The 18,424-nt window shown below is 60.8% G+C and carries 19 protein-coding genes and 1 pseudogene; 10 read left to right on the top strand and 10 right to left on the bottom strand.

Features of this window, described 5'->3' with window-relative positions; translation table 11 throughout:
• Nucleotides 1-67 precede the first annotated feature (67 nt).
• From ABTV22_RS16285 to ABTV22_RS16260, 6 genes and pseudogenes are all read left to right on the top strand, one after another.
• Nucleotides 68-1,042 (top strand): AraC family transcriptional regulator, encoded by a 975-nt coding sequence (locus ABTV22_RS16285; protein WP_433735524.1) that lies wholly within the window; start codon nucleotides 68-70, stop codon nucleotides 1,040-1,042.
• Between the two features lie 95 nt (nucleotides 1,043-1,137).
• Nucleotides 1,138-2,244 carry an NAD/NADP octopine/nopaline dehydrogenase family protein gene (locus ABTV22_RS16280; protein WP_433735523.1) on the top strand — a complete coding sequence of 369 codons (1,107 nt, stop codon included), beginning with the start codon at nucleotides 1,138-1,140 and terminating at the stop codon, nucleotides 2,242-2,244.
• Nucleotides 2,244-3,242 (top strand): 3-hydroxybutyryl-CoA dehydrogenase, encoded by a 999-nt coding sequence (locus tag ABTV22_RS16275; protein ID WP_433735522.1) that lies wholly within the window; start codon nucleotides 2,244-2,246, stop codon nucleotides 3,240-3,242. Before ABTV22_RS16280 ends, ABTV22_RS16275 begins: the two co-directional genes overlap by 1 nt.
• Nucleotides 3,243-3,393: 151 nt before the next feature.
• A pseudogene (locus ABTV22_RS16270) lies at nucleotides 3,394-3,471 on the top strand (fluoride efflux transporter CrcB); the annotation flags it as partial.
• A gap of 83 nt (nucleotides 3,472-3,554) precedes the next feature.
• Nucleotides 3,555-3,896: a DUF190 domain-containing protein gene (locus ABTV22_RS16265; RefSeq protein ID WP_433735521.1), complete on the top strand. Its 342-nt coding sequence runs from the start codon at nucleotides 3,555-3,557 to the stop codon at nucleotides 3,894-3,896.
• A 293-nt stretch (nucleotides 3,897-4,189) separates the two neighbouring features.
• A protein-coding gene (locus tag ABTV22_RS16260; protein ID WP_433735520.1) for an IS3 family transposase occupies nucleotides 4,190-5,409 on the top strand; the annotation gives its coding sequence in 2 pieces (ribosomal slippage) (nucleotides 4,190-4,535 and nucleotides 4,535-5,409; 1,221 coding nt in all).
• A gap of 517 nt (nucleotides 5,410-5,926) precedes the next feature.
• Here the strand turns inward: ABTV22_RS16260 and ABTV22_RS16255 are convergent.
• The 4 genes from ABTV22_RS16255 to ABTV22_RS16240 form a co-directional block, all read right to left on the bottom strand.
• Entirely contained in the window at nucleotides 5,927-6,940 is a 1,014-nt protein-coding gene (locus tag ABTV22_RS16255; RefSeq protein WP_433735519.1) for an alpha/beta hydrolase, read from the bottom strand.
• A gap of 32 nt (nucleotides 6,941-6,972) precedes the next feature.
• A complete protein-coding gene (locus ABTV22_RS16250) occupies nucleotides 6,973-7,392 on the bottom strand; it encodes an organic hydroperoxide resistance protein (protein ID WP_433735518.1) in 420 nt (139 codons plus the stop codon).
• A 205-nt stretch (nucleotides 7,393-7,597) separates the two neighbouring features.
• A complete protein-coding gene (locus ABTV22_RS16245; RefSeq protein WP_433735517.1) occupies nucleotides 7,598-7,999 on the bottom strand; it encodes a helix-turn-helix domain-containing protein in 402 nt (133 codons plus the stop codon).
• A 164-nt stretch (nucleotides 8,000-8,163) separates the two neighbouring features.
• Nucleotides 8,164-8,850 (bottom strand): hydrolase, encoded by a 687-nt coding sequence (locus ABTV22_RS16240; protein ID WP_433735516.1) that lies wholly within the window; start codon nucleotides 8,848-8,850, stop codon nucleotides 8,164-8,166.
• Between the two features lie 259 nt (nucleotides 8,851-9,109).
• Between ABTV22_RS16240 and ABTV22_RS16235 the strand changes: the two genes are divergently transcribed.
• Nucleotides 9,110-9,571 (top strand): RidA family protein, encoded by a 462-nt coding sequence (locus tag ABTV22_RS16235; protein WP_433735515.1) that lies wholly within the window; start codon nucleotides 9,110-9,112, stop codon nucleotides 9,569-9,571.
• Between the two features lie 20 nt (nucleotides 9,572-9,591).
• Here ABTV22_RS16235 and ABTV22_RS16230 read toward each other — a convergent pair whose 3' ends face one another.
• The 6 genes from ABTV22_RS16230 to ABTV22_RS16205 form a co-directional block, all read right to left on the bottom strand.
• Complete coding sequence (locus ABTV22_RS16230; protein ID WP_433735514.1) at nucleotides 9,592-10,560, bottom strand: LysR family transcriptional regulator; 969 nt, start codon at nucleotides 10,558-10,560, stop codon at nucleotides 9,592-9,594.
• 165 nt (nucleotides 10,561-10,725) lie between these two features.
• Nucleotides 10,726-11,049 (bottom strand): Rieske (2Fe-2S) protein, encoded by a 324-nt coding sequence (locus ABTV22_RS16225; RefSeq protein ID WP_433735513.1) that lies wholly within the window; start codon nucleotides 11,047-11,049, stop codon nucleotides 10,726-10,728.
• Between the two features lie 72 nt (nucleotides 11,050-11,121).
• Nucleotides 11,122-12,258 carry a class I adenylate-forming enzyme family protein gene (locus ABTV22_RS16220; RefSeq protein WP_433735512.1) on the bottom strand — a complete coding sequence of 379 codons (1,137 nt, stop codon included), beginning with the start codon at nucleotides 12,256-12,258 and terminating at the stop codon, nucleotides 11,122-11,124.
• 60 nt (nucleotides 12,259-12,318) lie between these two features.
• Nucleotides 12,319-12,666, bottom strand: a complete 348-nt coding sequence (locus ABTV22_RS16215) for an AMP-binding protein (RefSeq protein WP_433735511.1) — start codon at nucleotides 12,664-12,666, stop codon at nucleotides 12,319-12,321.
• A 1-nt stretch (nucleotide 12,667) separates the two neighbouring features.
• On the bottom strand, nucleotides 12,668-13,825 hold the full coding sequence (locus ABTV22_RS16210) for an acyl-CoA dehydrogenase family protein (RefSeq protein ID WP_433735510.1): 1,158 nt from the start codon (nucleotides 13,823-13,825) through the stop codon (nucleotides 12,668-12,670).
• 10 nt (nucleotides 13,826-13,835) lie between these two features.
• Nucleotides 13,836-14,654, bottom strand: coding sequence for an IclR family transcriptional regulator (locus tag ABTV22_RS16205; RefSeq protein WP_433735509.1), 819 nt, complete (start codon nucleotides 14,652-14,654; stop codon nucleotides 13,836-13,838).
• A gap of 243 nt (nucleotides 14,655-14,897) precedes the next feature.
• On the opposite strand from ABTV22_RS16205, the gene ABTV22_RS16200 reads away from it, so the two are divergent.
• The 3 genes from ABTV22_RS16200 to ABTV22_RS16190 are packed head-to-tail and all read left to right on the top strand — an operon-like array spanning nucleotide 14,898 to nucleotide 18,416.
• The gene (locus ABTV22_RS16200) at nucleotides 14,898-15,668 is read left to right on the top strand and encodes an enoyl-CoA hydratase (RefSeq protein ID WP_433735508.1); all 771 of its coding nucleotides are present in this window, start codon (nucleotides 14,898-14,900) and stop codon (nucleotides 15,666-15,668) included.
• Between the two features lie 2 nt (nucleotides 15,669-15,670).
• Nucleotides 15,671-17,188, top strand: a complete 1,518-nt coding sequence (locus ABTV22_RS16195; RefSeq protein ID WP_433735507.1) for a 3-hydroxyacyl-CoA dehydrogenase — start codon at nucleotides 15,671-15,673, stop codon at nucleotides 17,186-17,188.
• Between the two features lie 28 nt (nucleotides 17,189-17,216).
• A complete protein-coding gene (locus tag ABTV22_RS16190) occupies nucleotides 17,217-18,416 on the top strand; it encodes a 3-oxoadipyl-CoA thiolase (protein ID WP_433735506.1) in 1,200 nt (399 codons plus the stop codon).
• Nucleotides 18,417-18,424 lie beyond the last annotated feature (8 nt).

The raw sequence follows: 18,424 nt of genomic DNA, 5'->3' as shown, positions 1-18,424 counted from the left end.
CGGCACCTCGGCCTCGCTCCTGTTAAAGGGAGCGGGGCCTGTGTGTTTGCGATCAGGAGAACCCCTGATGTTGAATGACGTACACCTGCTGGAGCGGCACAGCCTGCTCAGCTCGGCTGATTACACTGAGATCAAGGACAAGGTCAGCCAATACCTGTGCCCGCACAGTTTCAATGTGCTGCGTGACGAGCCGATCCACACCCGGCTCAACGGCGTATTTTTCGGCGATTCGGCGCTGCTCGACCTGCGCTATGGCGCGCCGGTGGAGATCACCATCGGCGACATTGCCGATCAGTACCTGTTTCGCATTACCCTGCAGGGGCAGTGCGAGGTGGCCCACGGGCAACGCAGCGCGGCGATGCAGTCGGGCTACCTGAGCGTTTCCTCGCCGTTCGCGCAAAGCCGAATCGTCACCGATGGGCAATGCCGCAACCTGATCCTTCGCGTCGACCGCGATGCCCTGGAGACACAACTGCAACGCCTGTTGGGCCGCAGCCTGCGGCAGTCGGTGATCTTTGATATCAGCGTCGACCACCTGGGCGCCGGCGTCGTCAGCCTTTATCACACCCTGGACTACATCTGTCGGCTATACGGCAGCGGCGTGGACGGTTCGCGTCTGGCTGGCGGTCTGTCCGAATACCTGATGCAACTGCTGCTCACTCAATTGCCGCACAACTACTCGGCGGATCTTTTGATCGATTCGCGCGCGCCGCTACCGCACCACGTGAAAAAGGCCCGGGATTACATCGAGGAACACCTCGATGAACCGATCAGCCTGGCGACCTTGAGCGAGTTGTGCGGCGTCTCGGTGCGCACCTTGCAAAATGGCTTCAACCAGTTCCTCCAGCAGGCGCCGGTCGAGTACATCCGCGACCGGCGTCTGGCGATGATCCACGAGTCGTTGAAACAGGGCAGGGCCGGAGAAACCGTCACCGATATCTTGCTGCGTCATGGCATCAACAGTTTCGGGCATTTTTCCAGCGCCTATCGGCAACGCTATGGCTGTCTGCCGTCGGACACCCTGCGGCGATGCAAACATTGAGACTGCTGCGCAATCCGTCAGTCGACTGCGCAATCGGATGAGTGTGTGCCGGTGCGGCTCGATAGCATCGAGTCTCTTACAAGAGGAGTATCTCCATGAAGATTACCGTGCTGGGTGGTGGACACGGCTGTTACGCCGCTGCTGTCGAAATGGCTGAAAAGGGGCATCAGACCCGCCTGTGGCGTCGTGACTCGGCGGCGCTCAAGGAGCTGTTGGCTATCGGCAGCCTGACCATCAAGGACTATAAGGGTACTCGTCAGCTGTCCGTCGGTCAGCCTGGCGACAATCTGTCGTTCACCGATGACTTGGCCGAAGCCCTGGGCGATGCGCAACTGGTGATCATCCCCTTGCCGTCGACCTCCCACGAAGACCTGGCCAAGCACGTGGCGCCGCACTTGCGCGACGGTCAGGTGGTGTTCCTACCGCCGGGCACCTTCGGCAGCTACGTGTTTGCCAAGGCCATGGCCGATGCCGGTAACCAGAGCAAAGTTGCCTTTGCTGAAACCGGTACGTTGCCGTACCTGGTACGCAAGCATGGTGCCAGTGACCTGGTGATCAGCTGTTACGCCACCCGCCTGCCGACCGGGGTGTTCCCGAGCAACCTGTCCGAGCATGCTTTTGCGGTGTTGCGCGAGGCCTACCCGAGCGTCGAACCGATTGAAGACGCCCTGAGCGGCGCCCTGATGAACGCAGGTCCCATCATCCACCCGCCGCTGATCATGATGAACGCCGGTCCCCTTGAGCATTTCGAGGCCTGGGACATTCACAACGAGGGCACCCAGCCGTCGATTCGTCGTGTGACCAATCAGCTGGATGCCGAGCGCATGGCCGTGCGTGAAGCGCTGACCTACGGCGCACCGCACTTTCCGTTGGCCGATCACTACAACACCAGCGAAGGAGAGGAGTGGATGTATGGTCGCGGCGCGCATGGCAAGCTGACCGACAGTGGTGACTGGCGCGAGGACATCGACCTGCAGAAACACCGCTACATGCTTGAAGACACCCGTCTGGGCCTGTCCTTCCTGGTGTCGGTCGGTCGTTGGGCGGGTGTGCCGACGCCCGTTGCGCAGGGCCTGTTGAGCATTGCCTCGGTCGTCGCCGGTCGTGACCTGTACGCCGAAGGCCGCACCCTGGAGAACCTCGGTCTGGCCGAGCTTAGCCGGGCGCAGATGAGCGAGTTACTGACTAAGGGCTGCCACTGATGAACGCCGCGCTGCCCCATGTCAGCGTGGTTGGCGCCGGCCGGATGGGCGAGGGCATTGCCCTGGCGTTCATCCATGCGGGATTGCCGGTCACCCTCATCGATATCAAGGATCGCGCCGAGGATGAGCGCCACGGCTACTTCGAGCGTGTGCGCAACAACATTCACGGCGAACTTCAGACGCTGGTGCGCCTTGGCATGCTTCAACGGGCAGAGGCGGACACCGCGCTGGCCCGATTGACGCTGCAAAGCCGATCCCAGGCCGCAGACACATTGCGCCTGTGCGACCTGGTGTTCGAAGCGGTGCCGGAAATCATCGCGGTCAAGCAGCAGACCTTCGCCTGGGTCAGCGAGCATGTCCCGGCGTCGACCATCATCGCCTCGACCACCTCGACATTCCTGGTCACCGAGCTGAGTGAAATGGTCAGCACGCCTGCGCGCTTCGTCAATGCGCACTGGCTTAATCCCGCGCACCTGATGCCGCTGGTGGAAGTCAGCCGCAGCGACGCCACCTGCCCGCAGGCGGTCGAACGCCTGCTGCAACTGCTCAAGCGGATCGGCAAGGTGCCGGTGGTGTGCAATCCGGTGGCGGGCTACATCGTGCCGCGCATTCAGGCATTGGTCATGAACGAGGCCGCACGGATGGTCGAAGAGGGCGTGGCCAGCGCGGAAGACATCGACACCGCGGTGCGAGTCGGTTTCGGGCTGCGCTTCTCGGTGCTGGGCCTGCTTGAGTTCATCGATTGGGGCGGCGGCGACATCTTGTACTACGCCTCGCGCTACCTCAGTGGTGCGCTGTCTCCGCGCTTTGAATCGCCCCAGGTGATCGCCGACAACATGCATAACGGTCGCAATGGCTTGCGAGATGGCCAGGGCTTCTACGACTACCGTGACCTGGATGTGGAAGCGTACAAGCAACAACGTCTTGGCGACTTTGTCCGCAAGCTGGAATTGTCGGGGTTGACGCCGGCATTCGATGGCGCCCTGAAGCAGGCTTGAACATCAGGGCCTGGATGGCGGGCCCTGATACATCAACGCCGGAGAGAACCGATTCAACCGGTCGACGTACAGATTTGCTTTGTTAAGGGGCCATGTTCAGCCAGTTGTTTGAGATTTCCCGCTTGCTGATGTCACGAGGAGGGGGACAGCTATGCTGAAGTCATTACTCGTTATCGCTATTGGCGCATCCCTCGGGGCCTGGTTACGTTGGCTGCTGGGCATCTCGCTGCAAGTCGCCGGCTCACTGGCGATGACCATTGCGGGGCTGGTTTCGTTTCAACTGATTGGCACACGCTAGAGAGGTGATCAGTCATGAAAGGCTTTCTGGTGATTTTCTTCACCCAGCAAAACCGTCGGTATCGCGGAAAAATGCTGGGTGACTGGCTCGTCGATCTTGCCAAAGAGCTGGGGTTGCGCGGCGCTACCCTGGCAACGGGAATCGAAGGCTTCGGGCATTCAGGAAAACTGCATTCCTCGCATTTTTTTGAGCTGGCCGATCAACCGACCGAAATTCGCCTGGCAATAACCGAAGAAGAGTCCGTTCGCCTGTTCGAGCGACTCGAGGCCGAAGAGATCTCCTTGTTTTACATCAAGGCTCCGATCGAATTCGGTGCCGTCGGCAAACTTGCCAACCCGCCCAATCACCCGTCTTGAAATATCAATGCATCTTCCTTGAGTACTGTTGCATCACCAAGGAACGATTGCTCTGCGGCACGCCAGGCGAGTGCGCACGAGTCGTTCGAGAGGCGTGTTGGGCAAATCGTGCGATTGCAAACAAAGGACTAATAAAAGTCATCGTCGTCTTGAAGATGGCGATACCAGCCATACAGCGCTACCCCAAGGGTCGCAATGACTATTGCTATGACGATGAAGGCTATGAACGAGCCCCATGAAAGACAGGACACCGTTTCCCCCTTACGATAAGGGATAGGCAAACGGTTATGTTTATGACTAACAGCAACTATAAGAGTGGGGAGCTTTTGGGTCAGGAGCGGCGGCGCCGCTGGAGCCCAGAGCAAAAGCTGGCCATGGTTCGCGAGAGCCTTGAGCCAGGGCAAAGTGTGTCGGTCGTCGCTCGGCGCAACGGCATCAATGCCAATCAGCTGTTCCTGTGGCGCAAGCTGTATCAGGACGGCAGCCTGTCGGCAGTCAGCGCCGGTGAAGCCGTGGTGCCGGCCTCTGAGCTGAGCGATGCGCTCAAGCAGATCCGTGAACTGCAACGGATGCTGGGCAAGAAAACGATGGAAGCAGAAATCCTCAAAGAGGCCGTGGAGATCGCCCAGTCGCGAAAATGGATTGCGCACTCACCCTTGTTGCCGGGGGACGACCAGTGAAGCTGGTCAGCGAATGTCTCGGTGTGGCGCGCTCGCAATTAACGGTTCGAATCAAGCAATCGGTATCGCCCAAAGCACGGCGAATCAGACCTGTGAACGACGCTGAGCTGGTAGTTGAAATCCAGCGACAGGTCAGTGAGCTGCCCAGCTATGGCTACCGTCGAGTCTGGGGATTGCTGCGTCGCGCCCGTGAAAGCCAGTCGCTACCCGCGATCAACGTGAAGCGGGTTTACCGGGTGATGCGTGATCACAACCTGCTGCTTGAACGCCGGATCAAACAACCCGGCGTGCCGCGTCGACACGAAGGCCGTATTGCGGTGCAAACCAGCGATACACGTTGGTGCTCGGACGGCTTTGAGTTCCGTTGCGAGGACGGCGCCAAACTGAGCGTAACCTTCGCCCTGGACTGCTGTGATCGCGAAGCCATCGGCTGGGTCGCAAGCCCGACCGGGTACAGCGGCGATGATATCCGCGACCTGATGCTGGAAAGCGTGGAAAAGCGCTTCGGTGATCAACTGCCCGCCACACCGGTGCAATGGCTCAGCGACAACGGCTCGGCGTACACCGCCGAACAGACACGCCTGTTTGCTCGGCAGATTGGCTTGCAGCCGGTGACCACTCCAGTGCGCAGTCCACAGAGCAACGGCATGGCCGAGAGCTTCGTAAAGACAATCAAGCGTGATTACGTAGCGCATATGCCCAAGCCGGATCGAGAAACGGCGCTGCGTAACCTGGCAATTGCCTTCGAGCATTACAATGAGCAGCATCCGCACAGCGCTTTGAACTATCGCTCACCGAGGGAGTTCAGGCGCTTGGCAGCGGCATCAATTTAACGGGGAGTTGGTGTCCGGTTTTGTAGGGGCAAGTCCAGGCTAGATAGCGCAACATTCTCGTTTGCCTTGAGGGCGAGTGGATTCGGATTCTGTATCGGCGCTGGCAGACCAGGACGCTCTACGATGAAACCACCTATTTGAATGCCTTGAGGAAGCGTGGCTCACCGCTCCTGAAGAACCTCGATTTTGGTTGACTGAGTTCCTCAGGGCGGAAGGTGCCCTTGGCGGAGGGCTGCCAACGCTACACCGGAAACGAAAAAGCCCGCTGTTTAGTGTAATGCTGTTCATTTAAGAAATAGATCGCGCAAGCAATTACCTGTGGCGAGCGAGCTTGCTCGCGTTGGGGCGCGAAGCGACCCCAAAAAATGGGACTGCTACGCAGTCCAGCGGGAGCAAGCTCCCTCGCCACAGTTACAGTGATTGTTCTTAAGTGAACAGCATTTCGCTGTTTAGCGGGTTTTTCGTTTGCAGCGGTAATTACCAGTCCATGGCATACATCTGCGGTCTTGAGTGGGGGTCACTTCAAATGAACTTTCAGCTCTTCGCAAGCCTGCAGCATTGCAGAGCGTACCGCCGGAACCTGGCTGACCACGTTCAGCAAGCCGTAGTCATGGATCATGCCGTTGTAGCGCACCGCGGTGACCGGCACGCCGGCTTGGTCCAGTTTGCGAGCGTAGGCTTCCCCTTCGTCGCGCAGCACATCGGCACTCGCGGTCTGGACCAGCGCTGGCGGCAGGCCTTTCAACTGCTCAGTGGTCGCGCGCAGCGGCGAGGCGTAGATCTCGGCACGTTGCTTGGGGTCGGTGGTGTAGTTGTCCCAGAACCACTTCATCATGTTCTTGGTGAGGAAGTGTCCCTCGGCGTACTGGTTGTACGACGCTGTCTCGAAGTTGGCGTCGGTCACTGGCCACAGCAGCACCTGGTACTTAATGGCCGGGGTACCTTTATCCTTGGCCATCAGGCTGACCACGGCTGCCATGTTGCCGCCGACGCTGTTGCCCGCTACCGCCAGGCGCTTACCGTCGACATTGATTTCCTTGCCGTGCTCGGCCACCCATTTGGTTGCCCCGTAGGCCTGGTTGATCGCCGTCGGGTAATGCGCTTCAGGGGACGGGGTGTAATTGACGAACACCGCCACCGCCCCGGACCCGACGACCAGATCGCGCACCAGGCGCTCATGGGTCGGGAAGTCGCCGAGCACCCAGCCACCGCCGTGGAAGTACATGAACACAGGCAGGGTCCCCTTCACACCCGCCGGACGCACGATGGTCAAGCTGATGTTCTGGCCGTCGACGGTGATGGTCTTCTCGCTGACATCCGCCTTGGGCAGTGTCAGTTTTACCCCGGCCTGAGCGCCGGTCAGTACCGCGCGGGCGTCCTTCGGCGAAAGCTGCTCGATGGGTTTGCCACTGCCTGAGTTCAATGCATCGAGGAATGCCTGGGTGTTGTGTTCGACGCCAGAGTCAGCGAATGCGTTACCGATCGACAAGGCAAGGAGCGAGCCAGCGAGTGTTTTGGTCAAAACGTTCATTTCATATCTCCTGTTTCTGGTGAGGCGGGAAGTTAGACGGTGACGTGCAGACGGACATCGACGTTGCCACGGGTTGCGTTGGAGTACGGGCACACTTGGTGGGCCGCCTCCACCAACGCTTGTGCATCGGCTTGCTCCAGGCCTGGCAGGTTGATGTTCAGGTCGATATCCAGGCCAAAGCCGCCTGGGATCTGGCCAATGCCGACCCGCGCAGTGATCGAAGCGTCGGCTGGAATGCTGCGTTTGCGCTGGCTGGCGACGAACTTCAGTGCACCGATGAAGCAGGCCGAGTAACCAGCGGCGAACAGTTGCTCAGGGTTGGTGGCATCACCACCGGCACCGCCCAATTCCTTCGGAGTGGCCAGTTTCACGTCGAGGTTCTTGTCGCTGGAGATGGCACGGCCATCACGACCACCGGTTGCGGTTGCGACTGCGGTGTAGAGAACTTTCATGGCTTTCCTTACTTTTGAATGTCTTCGGGGGATTCTGTTGGCGATTTAAATGTTTGCGTTATTACAATGCGCAATAAGTTGCTGTGCAATAAATTTGTGCGCAAGCTTTTTAAGCAATCGCCTGTAGCTATAACAAATTGATTTTCAAGGGGATTACACCGCTTTCCGCTCGGGCTGGCCCGCGCGTTGATGAGGCCTTACCGTCTCAAGCAACGACCGGAATCGGGCAGATTGCTTGTTGCTGCCAAGCCTTCGGTGTCATGCCTTCAGCCTTCACGAATGTACGGCAGAAGTGAGATTGATCGCTGAAGCCGCATTCCAGCGCGATCTCTGTGAGCAACTTCGTGGAAGCCTTCAATAGCTCTCTGCTCTTAATGACCCGCTGTTCACGCAGCCATCGCTGCGGGGACATCCGGGTGCTTTCCTTGAACCTGCGTGAGAAGTGACTGCGCGACAATGCACAAGCTTCGGCTAGTTCAGTCACTGAAATGCCGGTATCCAGCCTGTCCAGCATCAGTTGTTTGGCAGTTCTTATCTGCCAGGATTTGAGCTGCCCTGTCGAAGTCAGTGTGAGCGTTGCCAGCACGGTAGATTTGTCCTTGTTCATACACATCCATTAATCCAGGTAACAGGATGCGAGCGCCTGACTCGAACAGCGCTGGGCATTGGAAATCCTCAGAGGTTCCAGGCCAGGCTCGTTGACTCGGTTCAGTCGACTGCGCACCCTTCGCAAGTCTGTGAACAGCCCCCAGGGCAGGGGCTGGCGATGGCTCAGACAGATGCAGCGACAGGCGCCAGGGTAGGGCCATGCTGAACGCGCTCAGGCGCCTTGTGCACCATGGTGTAGGCGTAGTCGACGCCCATGCCATATGCACCGGAATGTTCCTTTACCAGTTCCATTACGGCGTCGTAGGTGTCGCGGTTCTTCCAGTCCCGTTGCCATTCCAGTAGCACCTGCTGCCAGGTCACCGGTACCACGCCGGCCTGGATCATGCGCTGCATGGCGTAATCGTGGGCTTCTTTGGTGGTGCCGCCGGAGGCGTCTGCAACCATATAGATTTCATAGCCGGCATCGTTCATTGCCGACAGGGCGAAGGTGGCGTTGCATACCTCGGTCCACAAGCCGGAGACGATGATCTTGTTGCGGCCATTTCGCTTGAGTGCGTCACGCACCTTCTGGTCATCCCAGGAGTTCATCGAGGTGCGCTCCAGCAGCGGGGCGTCCGGGAACACAGCGAGCAGCTCGGGGTAGGTGTGACCTGAGAAGCTTTCTGTCTCAACCGTGGTGAAGGTGGTGGGGATATTGAAAATCTTCGCGGCCTTGGCCAGGCCAACGGTGTTGTTCTTCAGTGTTTGCCGATCGATGCTCTGAACGCCGAAGGCCATCTGTGGCTGCTGATCGATGAAGATCAGTTGGCTGTTAAGCGGGGTCAGGACTTCAGTCTTAGGATTGCTCATTTTTGTTTCCTTTCAGCTTGTTGAAGTTCAATCGCACCCGTTTCGGGGCCCGCACGTTGCAGGCATTCCCGTAGTCACGAGTACGCTCCTCAGCGTCGTTGCTTGAGGACGAGCAAAAGATAACGAAACATCGCGTCTGTTGGTGGCGCACTTTTGCGCTCCTGTTGGCGCATTTATGAGCCATTAAATACGCGGCCGCGCTGCTAGCATTCGCCTTTCCATTCGGATCAAGCCGGTCCGTCATGTGCAGGAGAATGCAATGGCAGCTTCACAACCGTTCAACAAGCAGACCGCCTACTGGGGCGTTTCCTGGGAGGAGGCGTATGGTTATCCGCAGGCACGGCGGGTAGGAAACGAGATCTACGTATCAGGCCAGTTCAACCATGACGAGGCAGGTAATCTGGTAGCCCCGGCGCCGCTGAACGCCGACGGCAAGCCCAGTGATTTCTCGTCGATGGGAGAGCAGATGCAGGTCGCTTACGACAACATTTCGAAGCTGCTCGCCTTGTATGGCGCAACTATGCAAGATGTTGTCGAGGAAACGCTTTATGTGCTGGACATGGACGCTGCGTTCGCGGTAGTCGGCAAAGTGCGCAAGGCGGCCTATGGCACTGAGCGGCCTCAGTGCGCGAGCAATATCATTGGGGTGTCGAGACTTGCCCAGCGTCCGCAGCTGATTGAAATCGTGTGCAAAGCCGTGATTGGCGCCCGAGACATCTGAGCTGCACTCCCGGTTTCGATCTAGGTGACCGGGAGTATCAATTGCCCCTCGACCAAGGGCTTTTGACTGGCCACGGCAGCGGCGCAGAAGGTCATGAATGCTTTGACTCGCCACGACTTTCGAATGTCCTGGTGCGTCAGCAGCCACAACTCGTCCTGAAGCTCTGGCACCACCGGGCCGGCGCGTACCAACCCCGGGGTGATATCGCCCAGCATGCAGGGCAGGAATCCAAACCCCAGGCCCGCCGCGATGGCAGCGCTTGCGGCTGCAACAGAATCGGTGCGGTAGGCAATGCGCTCAGTGGCGACTCTGCTTTCGACATAGCTTGTCGCCCTCAAACCGCAGAGCGCTGCCGAGTAGGACACCCATGCCTGCCCCTCTTCGAAAAGGGCCTCGCCAGTCATCTGCCTGGCGCTGCAGTAGGGTGCCCAGGCAATGTTCGCCAGTTTACGGCCCACCAGGCTTTCTGCAGGTTTTCTCGTCGCTCGAATCGCGATATCCGATTCATCCCGGGCGAGGCTAAGGGTTTCATTGCCCACCAGCACCTCGATGGTGATCCCCTCGTTCAGGGCCTTGAAGTCCGCGATGATGGGGGTGAGGAAGTACAGCAGCAGCGAGTCGCTGGTGGTAATTCGAAGTTTCCCGAGGGGGCCTTGGCCTGAACGTGAAACACGCCGCGTGACGCTGACGATATCCAGTTCCACTCGCTCGGCGAGTGCTCGCAATTCAGCACCCTCGGCGGTGAGCAGATACCCTGATTTGCGGTGATCGAACAGCGCGATGCCGAGCGTTCGCTCAACTTGAGCCACTCGGCGCGAAACGGTGGATACATTGATGCCAAGCTTCTTGGCCGTAGCCGAACGATTGCCGCACTCACTAAGCGTCTTGATGATGCGCAAGTCGTCCCACGAGAGCTGATTGACAGCCTCGCCTACGTCCCACTTCGTCCCATCAGGGGCAGCCGGAGCTTTTCCAGTTGGCGATTTCACACAGTTCGTTCCAGATGCAAAGGCGCCGATGATACGAGAAGGAGTTGGGTGAAGCAGCTACATTGTTCCGGCGATTGGTTGAATCCACAGTCGATTGCTGCCTTTCAGCAGGGTGCCAATCAACACAACATTTGCCATTCACAGGATTTAAGTTTCGCCTGCTCGCTATCCAAGCGCACAAGACTCAGACAGATTCACAATACAAATCTCGCCTTGCCAGATGATTGGATAGGTCCTGACCTCCATTCCTTTCACACCCTGACAACCCTTGTCCAGGTTGAACCTCAATCCATGAGCCGGGCATTGCAGCTGGGTCCCGTGTAGTTTGCCGGCGAACAGGGAGGCGCCGCTGTGTGGGCAGCTGTCGTCGATGGCATGGAAGGTGCCGGCGACATTGAACAGCAACACTGATTTTTCCTCATGGCGTAGCAGGACGCGCTGTCCCTCGGCGGGCAGGCGGTTTGCGGGGATTTCGAGCAGTCGTTTCATGTGGGGTTTCTTCAGGTGAGCATGAAAATCCGCGCCGAGGCATCCATTGCGGATGCCCCGGCACGGCCGGGTTCAGAGCGCTTCGGCCCGGGTCTTCAATTGGTGCTTGAGGATCTTGCCTGACGAGGTGGCTGGCAGGCTGTCGAGCAGGTGGATATGACTGGGGCGTTTGTAGGGAGACAGGCGTTCGGCCAGGAAGGCCTTCAAGGCCGTGGTATCGAATGCCTCGCGATTGGCGACCTGAAGGAACGCGACGACCTCTTCGTTGCCTTCCACCGGACGGCCGACGACAGCAGCAATCACCACACCCGGAAACGCCGCGATGACGGCCTCGACTTCGGGGGGATAGACGTTGAAGCCCGAGCGGATGATCAACTCCTTGCTGCGTCCGGCGATGAAGAGTGCGCCATCGCTGTCCTGGCGGGCCAGGTCACCGGTGTTCAGCCAGCCATCGATTGTCAGGACTTCCAGGGTTTTGTCCGGCGCCCGGTAGTAACCCTTCATCACATTGGGGCCGCGCACCCACAACTCGCCGACTTCACCCTGTGCAACGCTGGCACTGCGGTCGGTATTCATCAGGCGAACCTCGAGGCCGGGAATCGGCAGGCCAATGGAGGTATCGCGGCGCGGGGCGTCGATGCGCGTCTGGCTGATCGTGGGTGAGCTTTCAGTCAGGCCATAACCGTTGTGCAGCGTCAGGCCGAAGCGCTGTTCGACGGCCGTTTTCAAGGTCATGTCCAGGGGCGAGCCGCCGGCATACATGAAGCGCAAATGCGGTGCGTGCAACGCGATCTGGCCGGCGTCCGCCAGTTCCAGCAGCCGGGCGTACATGGTCGGAACGCCTTGCATCAGGGTGACGCCGTCATCACGCAGGGCGCGGGCCAGTTCCTGGGGATCGAAGCGCGCTTCCAGTTGCAATGCAGCGCCGGCAAACAGGCTGGCGAGGCAGACCGCCGACAGGCCGTACACGTGGGAAATCGGCAGCACCGCGTAGACCCGGTCCTCGCTGCACAACTGGCGCAGCAGGCTGGCGGAGTGGGCGATGTAAAGCAGGTTGCGGTGGGTCAGCATGACGCCTTTGGGCGCGCCCGTGGTGCCGGTGGTATAGATCATGATCGCGACCTGGCGCGCCGGGTCGGTCTCTACCGGCTCAGGCTCGCAGTCTTCGTACAAGGGGCCGAGATGGTAGCTGCCAAGATTGGTCGCCATGCGCAGCACCGCGCCGGCACGCTCGGCATGGGCGACGGCATCCTTCGAAATGGCGCTGCCTTACACGACCCTGCGGGCGCTGCAATGGTCGCGGATGTTGTCGATTTCCCCCGCTGACAGTCGCGCATTGACCACCACGGACCAGGCGTTCAAGCGACTGAGCGCGAGCAGGGAAGCCACCAGCAGGCAGCTGTTCTCCGCGACCAACATAACCCGGTCGCCGGCGCGGATGCCGTCGTGTTCGAATTGCTCGGCCAGGCGAACGACCGCCTCGCGCAATTGGCCATAGCCGAGCGTCTGCCCAGACTCGTACAGCGCTGGTGCGTCATCGTGGCTGGACGGGTGACGGTCGAGGATCTGGTGCAAGTAATCCGGCAGGCCGGCGAGTACATCTTCACGGGTCAGCATGTTATTTGAGCCCCGCACGACGAATCAGGTGGCGGGCGATCACCAGTTGCTGGATTTGCGTGGTGCCTTCATAGATGCGGAACAGGCGCACATCACGGTAAAAACGCTCGATGCCATATTCGCTGACGTAACCGGCGCCACCAAAGATCTGCACGGCACGATCGGCCACGCGGCCGCACATTTCCGAGGCGAACATCTTGCAGCAGGAGGCTTCCATGGACACGTCCTGCTTGAGATCGCGCTTGCGCGCGGCGTCGATGACCATGCAGCGGGCGGCGTAGATGTCCGCCTGGCTGTCGGCGAACATCGCCTGGATCAATTGGAACTCGGCCAGCGGCTGGCCAAACTGCTTGCGCTCCAGCGCATAGGTCAGGGCATCGTCGAGCATCCGTTCGGCGGCGCCGACGCAAATGGCGGCAATGTGCAGGCGGCCCTTGTCGAGGACTTTCATGGCCGTTTTGAAGCCGATGCCTTCCTCGCCACCGATCAGGTTGGCGGCCGGAATTCGGCAGTTTTCGAAGATGACATCGCAGGTGTGCGCGCCTTTCTGGCCCATTTTCTGGTCGATCTTGCCCAGGGAAACCCCAGGCGTGCCGGCCTCGACGATGAACGCGGAAATTCCGCCGGCACCCTTGATCTCGCTGCTGGTGCGGGCCATCACCGTGAAAATGCCGGCTTGCGGGGCGTTGGTGATGAAGCGTTTGGTGCCGTTGAGGACGTAGAAATCTCCCTCGCGCTCGGCACGGGTTGTCAGCGACGCGGCGTCGGAACCTGCGCCCGGCTCGGTGAGGGCGAACGAGCCGATCAGTTCGCCGGCAGCCATGCGCGGCAGGTAGCGCTGCTTCTGCTCCTCGGTGCCGTCGATGATCAGGCCCTGGGAGCCGATGCCGTTGTTGGTGCCGATCAAGGAGCGGAAAGCGGGTGACGTCTTGCCCAGTTCAAAGGCGACCAGGACTTCCTCTTCCATGCTCAGGCCGAGGCCGTCGTATTCCTGCGGGATGCACAGGCCGAACAGGCCCAATGCGCGCATCTCATCGACAATGTGCCGGGGAATCCGGTCGGTTTCCGCGACTTCGGACTCGGCGGGCACCAGGCGCTCGCGGACGAAGCGCGACAGGTTGTCGAGCAGCAGGTTGAGTGTTTCCTGATCGTTGATCATGCATGACCTCTTATTGGAATTGTCGGCCTAGGCTGGCCTGGACATTGCGCACCATGTGCGAAAGGCGTGGCCCCAGGTCGTCCTCCAGCATGTGCTGGCGCAGGGTGAATGCCGGGCCGCCGCAGCTGAAGGCGACGACACCGGAGCCGTCGGGTTTGATCAGTGGAACGCCAACGGCGTTGATGTCTTTCTCCCAGCCACCGAGGGACAGGCAGAAGCCCTGGTCCTGGTACTGGCGGAAGGCTTTTTCCAGTTGTTCGCGGATGGCCGGCCATTGTTCCTGGTCGCGGGCGCGCAGTTGATCGAGCAGCAGATCGCGCTCCTGTTCCGGCAAGGCGGCGAGGTAGGCGCGGCCCATGGCGGTGGTGGCCAGGGGAATGCGGGCGCCGATGTCCAGGCGCAGGGTCAACGGACCGCTGCCCTGGCAGTTGTCGATGTAGACCATGCTCAAGCGGTCCCGCGCGCCGAGGGACACCGAGCTCTGGGTCTGCTCGGCGAGCTCCGCCATCAACGGTCGAGCGGCACGGCGAATGTCCAGACCGCTGAGGTGGGCGTAGCCGAGGGCGAGCACACCAGTGTCGAGGGCGTACTTGCCCATGCTCTCGACGTATTGCAGGTAACCCAGGCGCACCAGGGTGTAGGTCAGTCTGGACACCGTGGCCTTGGGCAAACCGCTGCGCACCACCAGTTCCTGATTGCCCAGCAGGCGCTCGCCCGGACCAAAGCAGCGCAACAGCTCCAGCCCGCGGGCGAGGGCGGTGACGAACTGGCGATCCTGCTCCAGTTCCTGCGGGTCGAATTCGGTGTCGAAAGGCGTGTGCTTGGTCATGGTCGTTCCTCATGCGTCGGGCAGTGGCTCGCCGATCGCCGGCCGGATGCTGGCACAGGCGAAAAGCGATAGTCAATAAAATAGAATCAAGTTTCGCACAGCGGAACATGTAGTTCCAGCAATGAATTCATCGTTTGTCATTCTGTGTGTTTGTTTGATTGCAAGTCGCCGGTGAGTTTGCGTAGGCTTGTTTTTAATTGCAAAACATGGTTCCGCATAGCGGAACAATAACAAGAGGCAGTTATGAACGAGACCTATGTCGATCACCCCATGACGGGCGTGGCGCGGATACACCTCAACCGACCCGAAGCGCGCAATGCGCTCAATCAAGCGGTTCGTGAGCAACTGGCGGAACACTTCAGTGTGCTGGGCGTCGATCCGGAAGTCCGTTGCATCCTGCTTACCGGCGGCGAGCAGGTGTTCGCCGCCGGTGCGGATATTCGCGATATGGCAGAGCGGGGCGCCATCGACATGCTGCTGCGCCAGACGCAACGGTTGTGGGCGGCGATCGCCCAGTGCCCGAAACCGGTGATCGCGGCGGTCAATGGCTTCGCCCTGGGGGGCGGCTGTGAATTGGCGATGCATGCCGACTTGATTGTCGCCGGCTTGGGCGCCCGATTCGGTCAGCCGGAGATCCGCGTTGGCATCATGCCCGGTGCCGGCGGCACCCAGCGCCTGACCCGCGCGGTCGGCAAGTTCCAGGCCATGCGCATGCTGCTCACCGGCCTACCGGTCAGTGCCGACGAGGCCCTGCGCATGGGCCTGGCCAGTGAAGTGGTGGAAGACGACCAGGTGCAGGCGCGCGCGCTGGAGCTGGCCGCACAGATCGCCGGTATGCCGCCACTGGCGGTCATGCAGATCAAGGAGGTTTTGCTGGCGGGTCAGGATGCCTCGCTGGACGCCGCGTTGATGCTGGAGCGCAAGGCCTTCCAGCTGCTGTTTGATTCCGCCGATCAGAAGGAGGGCATGCGTGCCTTCCTCGAAAAACGCCAACCGGTCTATTCGGGGAACTGAGCATGAGTGCACGAAAGATTAATCGCATGGCGGTGGTCGGTGCGGGCGTCATGGGCGCCGGCATTGCGCAAATCGCGGCGTTGGCCGGGGTCACGGTCCAGCTTTTCGACAGCCGCGAAGGTGCCGCGCAAACCGCCCGCCAAGGCATCGTCACGACCCTCGAAAAGCTTTGCGCCAAGGGCAAGTTGAGCGAGCAGCAGGTGCAGGCCGCCGCGCAGAATCTGCTGGCGGCAACCTCCCTGGCCGAACTGGCCGATGCCCAATTGGTGGTGGAAGCGATCGTCGAGAACCTCGAGATTAAGCGTGCCTTGTTCGCTGACCTTGAAGCCGTGGTGGCGGACGACTGCTTGTTGGCCACCAACACCTCGTCGCTGTCGGTGACCGCCATCGCCGCGCAATGTCGCGTGCCGGGGCGAGTCGGCGGCTTCCACTTTTTCAACCCGGTGCCACTGATGAAGATCGTCGAGGTGATCGATGGCCTCAGGAGCGAGCCGTGGGTTGGCACGACCTTGCTGGCGCTTGGCGAGCGCTTCGGTCATACCGCCGTGCGCGCCCAGGACACTCCGGGTTTCATCGTCAACCATGGCGGTCGTGGTTATGGCACCGAGGCCATGCGCGTGTTGAGCGAATCGGTGACCGACCCGCAGACCCTGGATCGGATTCTGCGCGAGCAGACCGGTTTTCGCATGGGGCCGTGCGAGCTGTTTGATCTGACCGGGCTGGATGTATCCCATCCGGTCACCGAATCGATCTTTGAGCAGTATTACCAGGAACCCCGTTATCGGCCGACGGTGATCACTCGCCAACGTCTGGACGGCGGCTTGCTCGGTCGCAAGGTCGGGCAGGGTTTCTACCGCTATGTCGAGGGTGTGCAGCAGGTGCCCGACGAGGCAGCGGCTCCGAGCGTGAAGCTGCCGCCGGTGTGGGTCAGCATGGCACGGCCCCAGGCCCGTGATGCGGTGATCGATCTGCTCCGGCGACTCGGTGCGCCTATCGAGACGGGGCTGCGGCCAGGCCCCGACGCTTTGTGCCTGGTGTTGCCGCTGGGTACGGATGCGACCCATGCAGCCATCGCCGAAGGGCTCGACCCGATGCGCACCCTGGCGCTGGACACGCTGTTGCCATTGGAGCGTCGCCGCGTCTTGATGACCACGACCATCACCGCGCCCGGTTGGCGTGATGCGGCCCACGCACTGCTGGCTGCCGACGGTAAACCGGTCAGCGTGATCCGCGACAGCGCCGGCTTCGTTGCCCAGCGGGTACTGGCGCACATCGTCAACATCGCCTGCGACATGGCGCAGCAAGGCGTGGCCAGCCCGCAGGACATCGACAGTGCCGTCCGCCTTGGCCTGGGTTATCCGCTGGGGCCGCTGGCTTGGGGCGATGCTCTGGGCGGCAATACGGTGCTGCAAATCCTCGACAACCTCCACGACTACTACCGCGACCCGCGTTATCGCCCCAGCCCCTGGCTGATGCGCCGCGCCCGTCTGGGCTTGTCTCTGCTCACCGCTGACACTTGATACCGATTACGAGAAGGAACAATAAAAAATGCTCGACGCTTATATCTACGATGGTTTGCGTACGCCGTTCGGTCGCCATGGCGGCGGTCTGGCGCCGGTGCGTCCGGATGATCTGGCTGCCCAATTGATGCGCGCTTTGGTTGAGCGCTCGCCGTTCCGGGCCGAGCAGATCGAGGACGTGATCCTCGGTTGCACCAACCAGGCCGGCGAAGACAGTCGCAACGTCGCCCGCAACGCGCTGCTGGCGGCGGGCCTGCCGGTCAGCGTGCCGGGGCAGACCGTCAATCGCCTGTGCGCCAGCGGCCTGGCCGCCCTGCTCGATGCTGCACGTGCCGTCACCTGCGGCGAAGGCGAGTTGTACCTGGCAGGCGGCGTGGAAAGCATGAGCCGCGCGCCCTTTGTGTTGAGCAAGAGCGAATCGGCGTACAGCCGTGAGGCGAAGCTGTTCGACACTACCATTGGCGCGCGCTTCCCCAATCCGAAGGTCAATGCGCAGTACGGCGACGACACCATGCCGGAAACCGCCGACAACGTGGCCCATGATTACGGCATCGGACGCGAGGCGGCTGACGCTTTCGCCCTGGCCTCGCAGCAGCGCTATGCGAAGGCGCTGGCCGACGGTTTCTTCGCCGATGAAATCCTGGCCGTGCAAGCGCCGGCCGGTCGCAAGGGCACGCTCGCCGTGGCAGCCGATGAGCACCCGCGTCCACAGGCCAATGCCGAGGATCTGGCCAAGCTCAAGCCGTTGTTCGAGGGCGGTGTGGTCACCGCCGGCAACGCCTCGGGCATCAACGATGGTGCTGCGGCCTTGCTCATCGGCAGTCGCGCGCTGGGAGAGCACCATGGCGTCAAGCCTCGCGGGCGAATCCTCTCCGGTGCCGCCAGTGGTGTCGAACCCCGGGTGATGGGCATCGGCCCGGCCTTTGCCATTCCCAAGGCGCTGGAACGTGCCGGACTGAGTCTGGCCGACATGGACCTGATCGAGATCAACGAAGCCTTCGCCGTGCAGGTGCTGGGTTGCTTGCATCTGCTCAACTTGCGTGCCGACGACCCGCGGGTCAATCCCAACGGCGGCGCTATTGCCCTCGGTCATCCGCTGGGGGCTTCCGGCGCGCGTCTGGCACTGACCGCATTGCGTGAACTGGAACGCCGGGGCGGCCGTTATGCGGTGGTCAGCCTGTGCATCGGCGTCGGCCAGGGGCTGGCCGTCGTGATTGAACGTCTATAAGGAGGTGA

Origin of the sequence: Pseudomonas putida (genome assembly GCF_050990305.1) — a bacterium.
GTDB classification, from domain to species: domain Bacteria; phylum Pseudomonadota; class Gammaproteobacteria; order Pseudomonadales; family Pseudomonadaceae; genus Aquipseudomonas; species Aquipseudomonas putida_AH.
This window is presented reverse-complemented; position numbering and strand designations above follow the sequence as displayed.

Bases quoted from the DNA above. Each gene is read 5' to 3' on its own strand.
- ABTV22_RS16195 (WP_433735507.1), top strand. From the start codon at position 15,671: ATGAGTGCACGAAAGATTAATCGCATGGCGGTGGTCGGTGCGGGCGTC.
- ABTV22_RS16215 (WP_433735511.1), bottom strand. From the start codon at position 12,666: ATGCTGACCCGTGAAGATGTACTCGCCGGCCTGCCGGATTACTTGCAC.
- ABTV22_RS16240 (WP_433735516.1), bottom strand. From the start codon at position 8,850: ATGAGCAATCCTAAGACTGAAGTCCTGACCCCGCTTAACAGCCAACTG.
- ABTV22_RS16225 (WP_433735513.1), bottom strand. From the start codon at position 11,049: ATGAAACGACTGCTCGAAATCCCCGCAAACCGCCTGCCCGCCGAGGGA.
- ABTV22_RS16210 (WP_433735510.1), bottom strand. From the start codon at position 13,825: ATGATCAACGATCAGGAAACACTCAACCTGCTGCTCGACAACCTGTCG.
- ABTV22_RS16245 (WP_433735517.1), bottom strand. From the start codon at position 7,999: ATGAACAAGGACAAATCTACCGTGCTGGCAACGCTCACACTGACTTCG.
- ABTV22_RS16220 (WP_433735512.1), bottom strand. From the start codon at position 12,258: ATGGCGACCAATCTTGGCAGCTACCATCTCGGCCCCTTGTACGAAGAC.
- ABTV22_RS16255 (WP_433735519.1), bottom strand. From the start codon at position 6,940: ATGAACGTTTTGACCAAAACACTCGCTGGCTCGCTCCTTGCCTTGTCG.
- ABTV22_RS16265 (WP_433735521.1), top strand. From the start codon at position 3,555: ATGAAAGGCTTTCTGGTGATTTTCTTCACCCAGCAAAACCGTCGGTAT.
- ABTV22_RS16250 (WP_433735518.1), bottom strand. From the start codon at position 7,392: ATGAAAGTTCTCTACACCGCAGTCGCAACCGCAACCGGTGGTCGTGAT.
- ABTV22_RS16235 (WP_433735515.1), top strand. From the start codon at position 9,110: ATGGCAGCTTCACAACCGTTCAACAAGCAGACCGCCTACTGGGGCGTT.
- ABTV22_RS16190 (WP_433735506.1), top strand. From the start codon at position 17,217: ATGCTCGACGCTTATATCTACGATGGTTTGCGTACGCCGTTCGGTCGC.
- ABTV22_RS16280 (WP_433735523.1), top strand. From the start codon at position 1,138: ATGAAGATTACCGTGCTGGGTGGTGGACACGGCTGTTACGCCGCTGCT.
- ABTV22_RS16275 (WP_433735522.1), top strand. From the start codon at position 2,244: ATGAACGCCGCGCTGCCCCATGTCAGCGTGGTTGGCGCCGGCCGGATG.
- ABTV22_RS16205 (WP_433735509.1), bottom strand. From the start codon at position 14,654: ATGACCAAGCACACGCCTTTCGACACCGAATTCGACCCGCAGGAACTG.
- ABTV22_RS16285 (WP_433735524.1), top strand. From the start codon at position 68: ATGTTGAATGACGTACACCTGCTGGAGCGGCACAGCCTGCTCAGCTCG.
- ABTV22_RS16200 (WP_433735508.1), top strand. From the start codon at position 14,898: ATGAACGAGACCTATGTCGATCACCCCATGACGGGCGTGGCGCGGATA.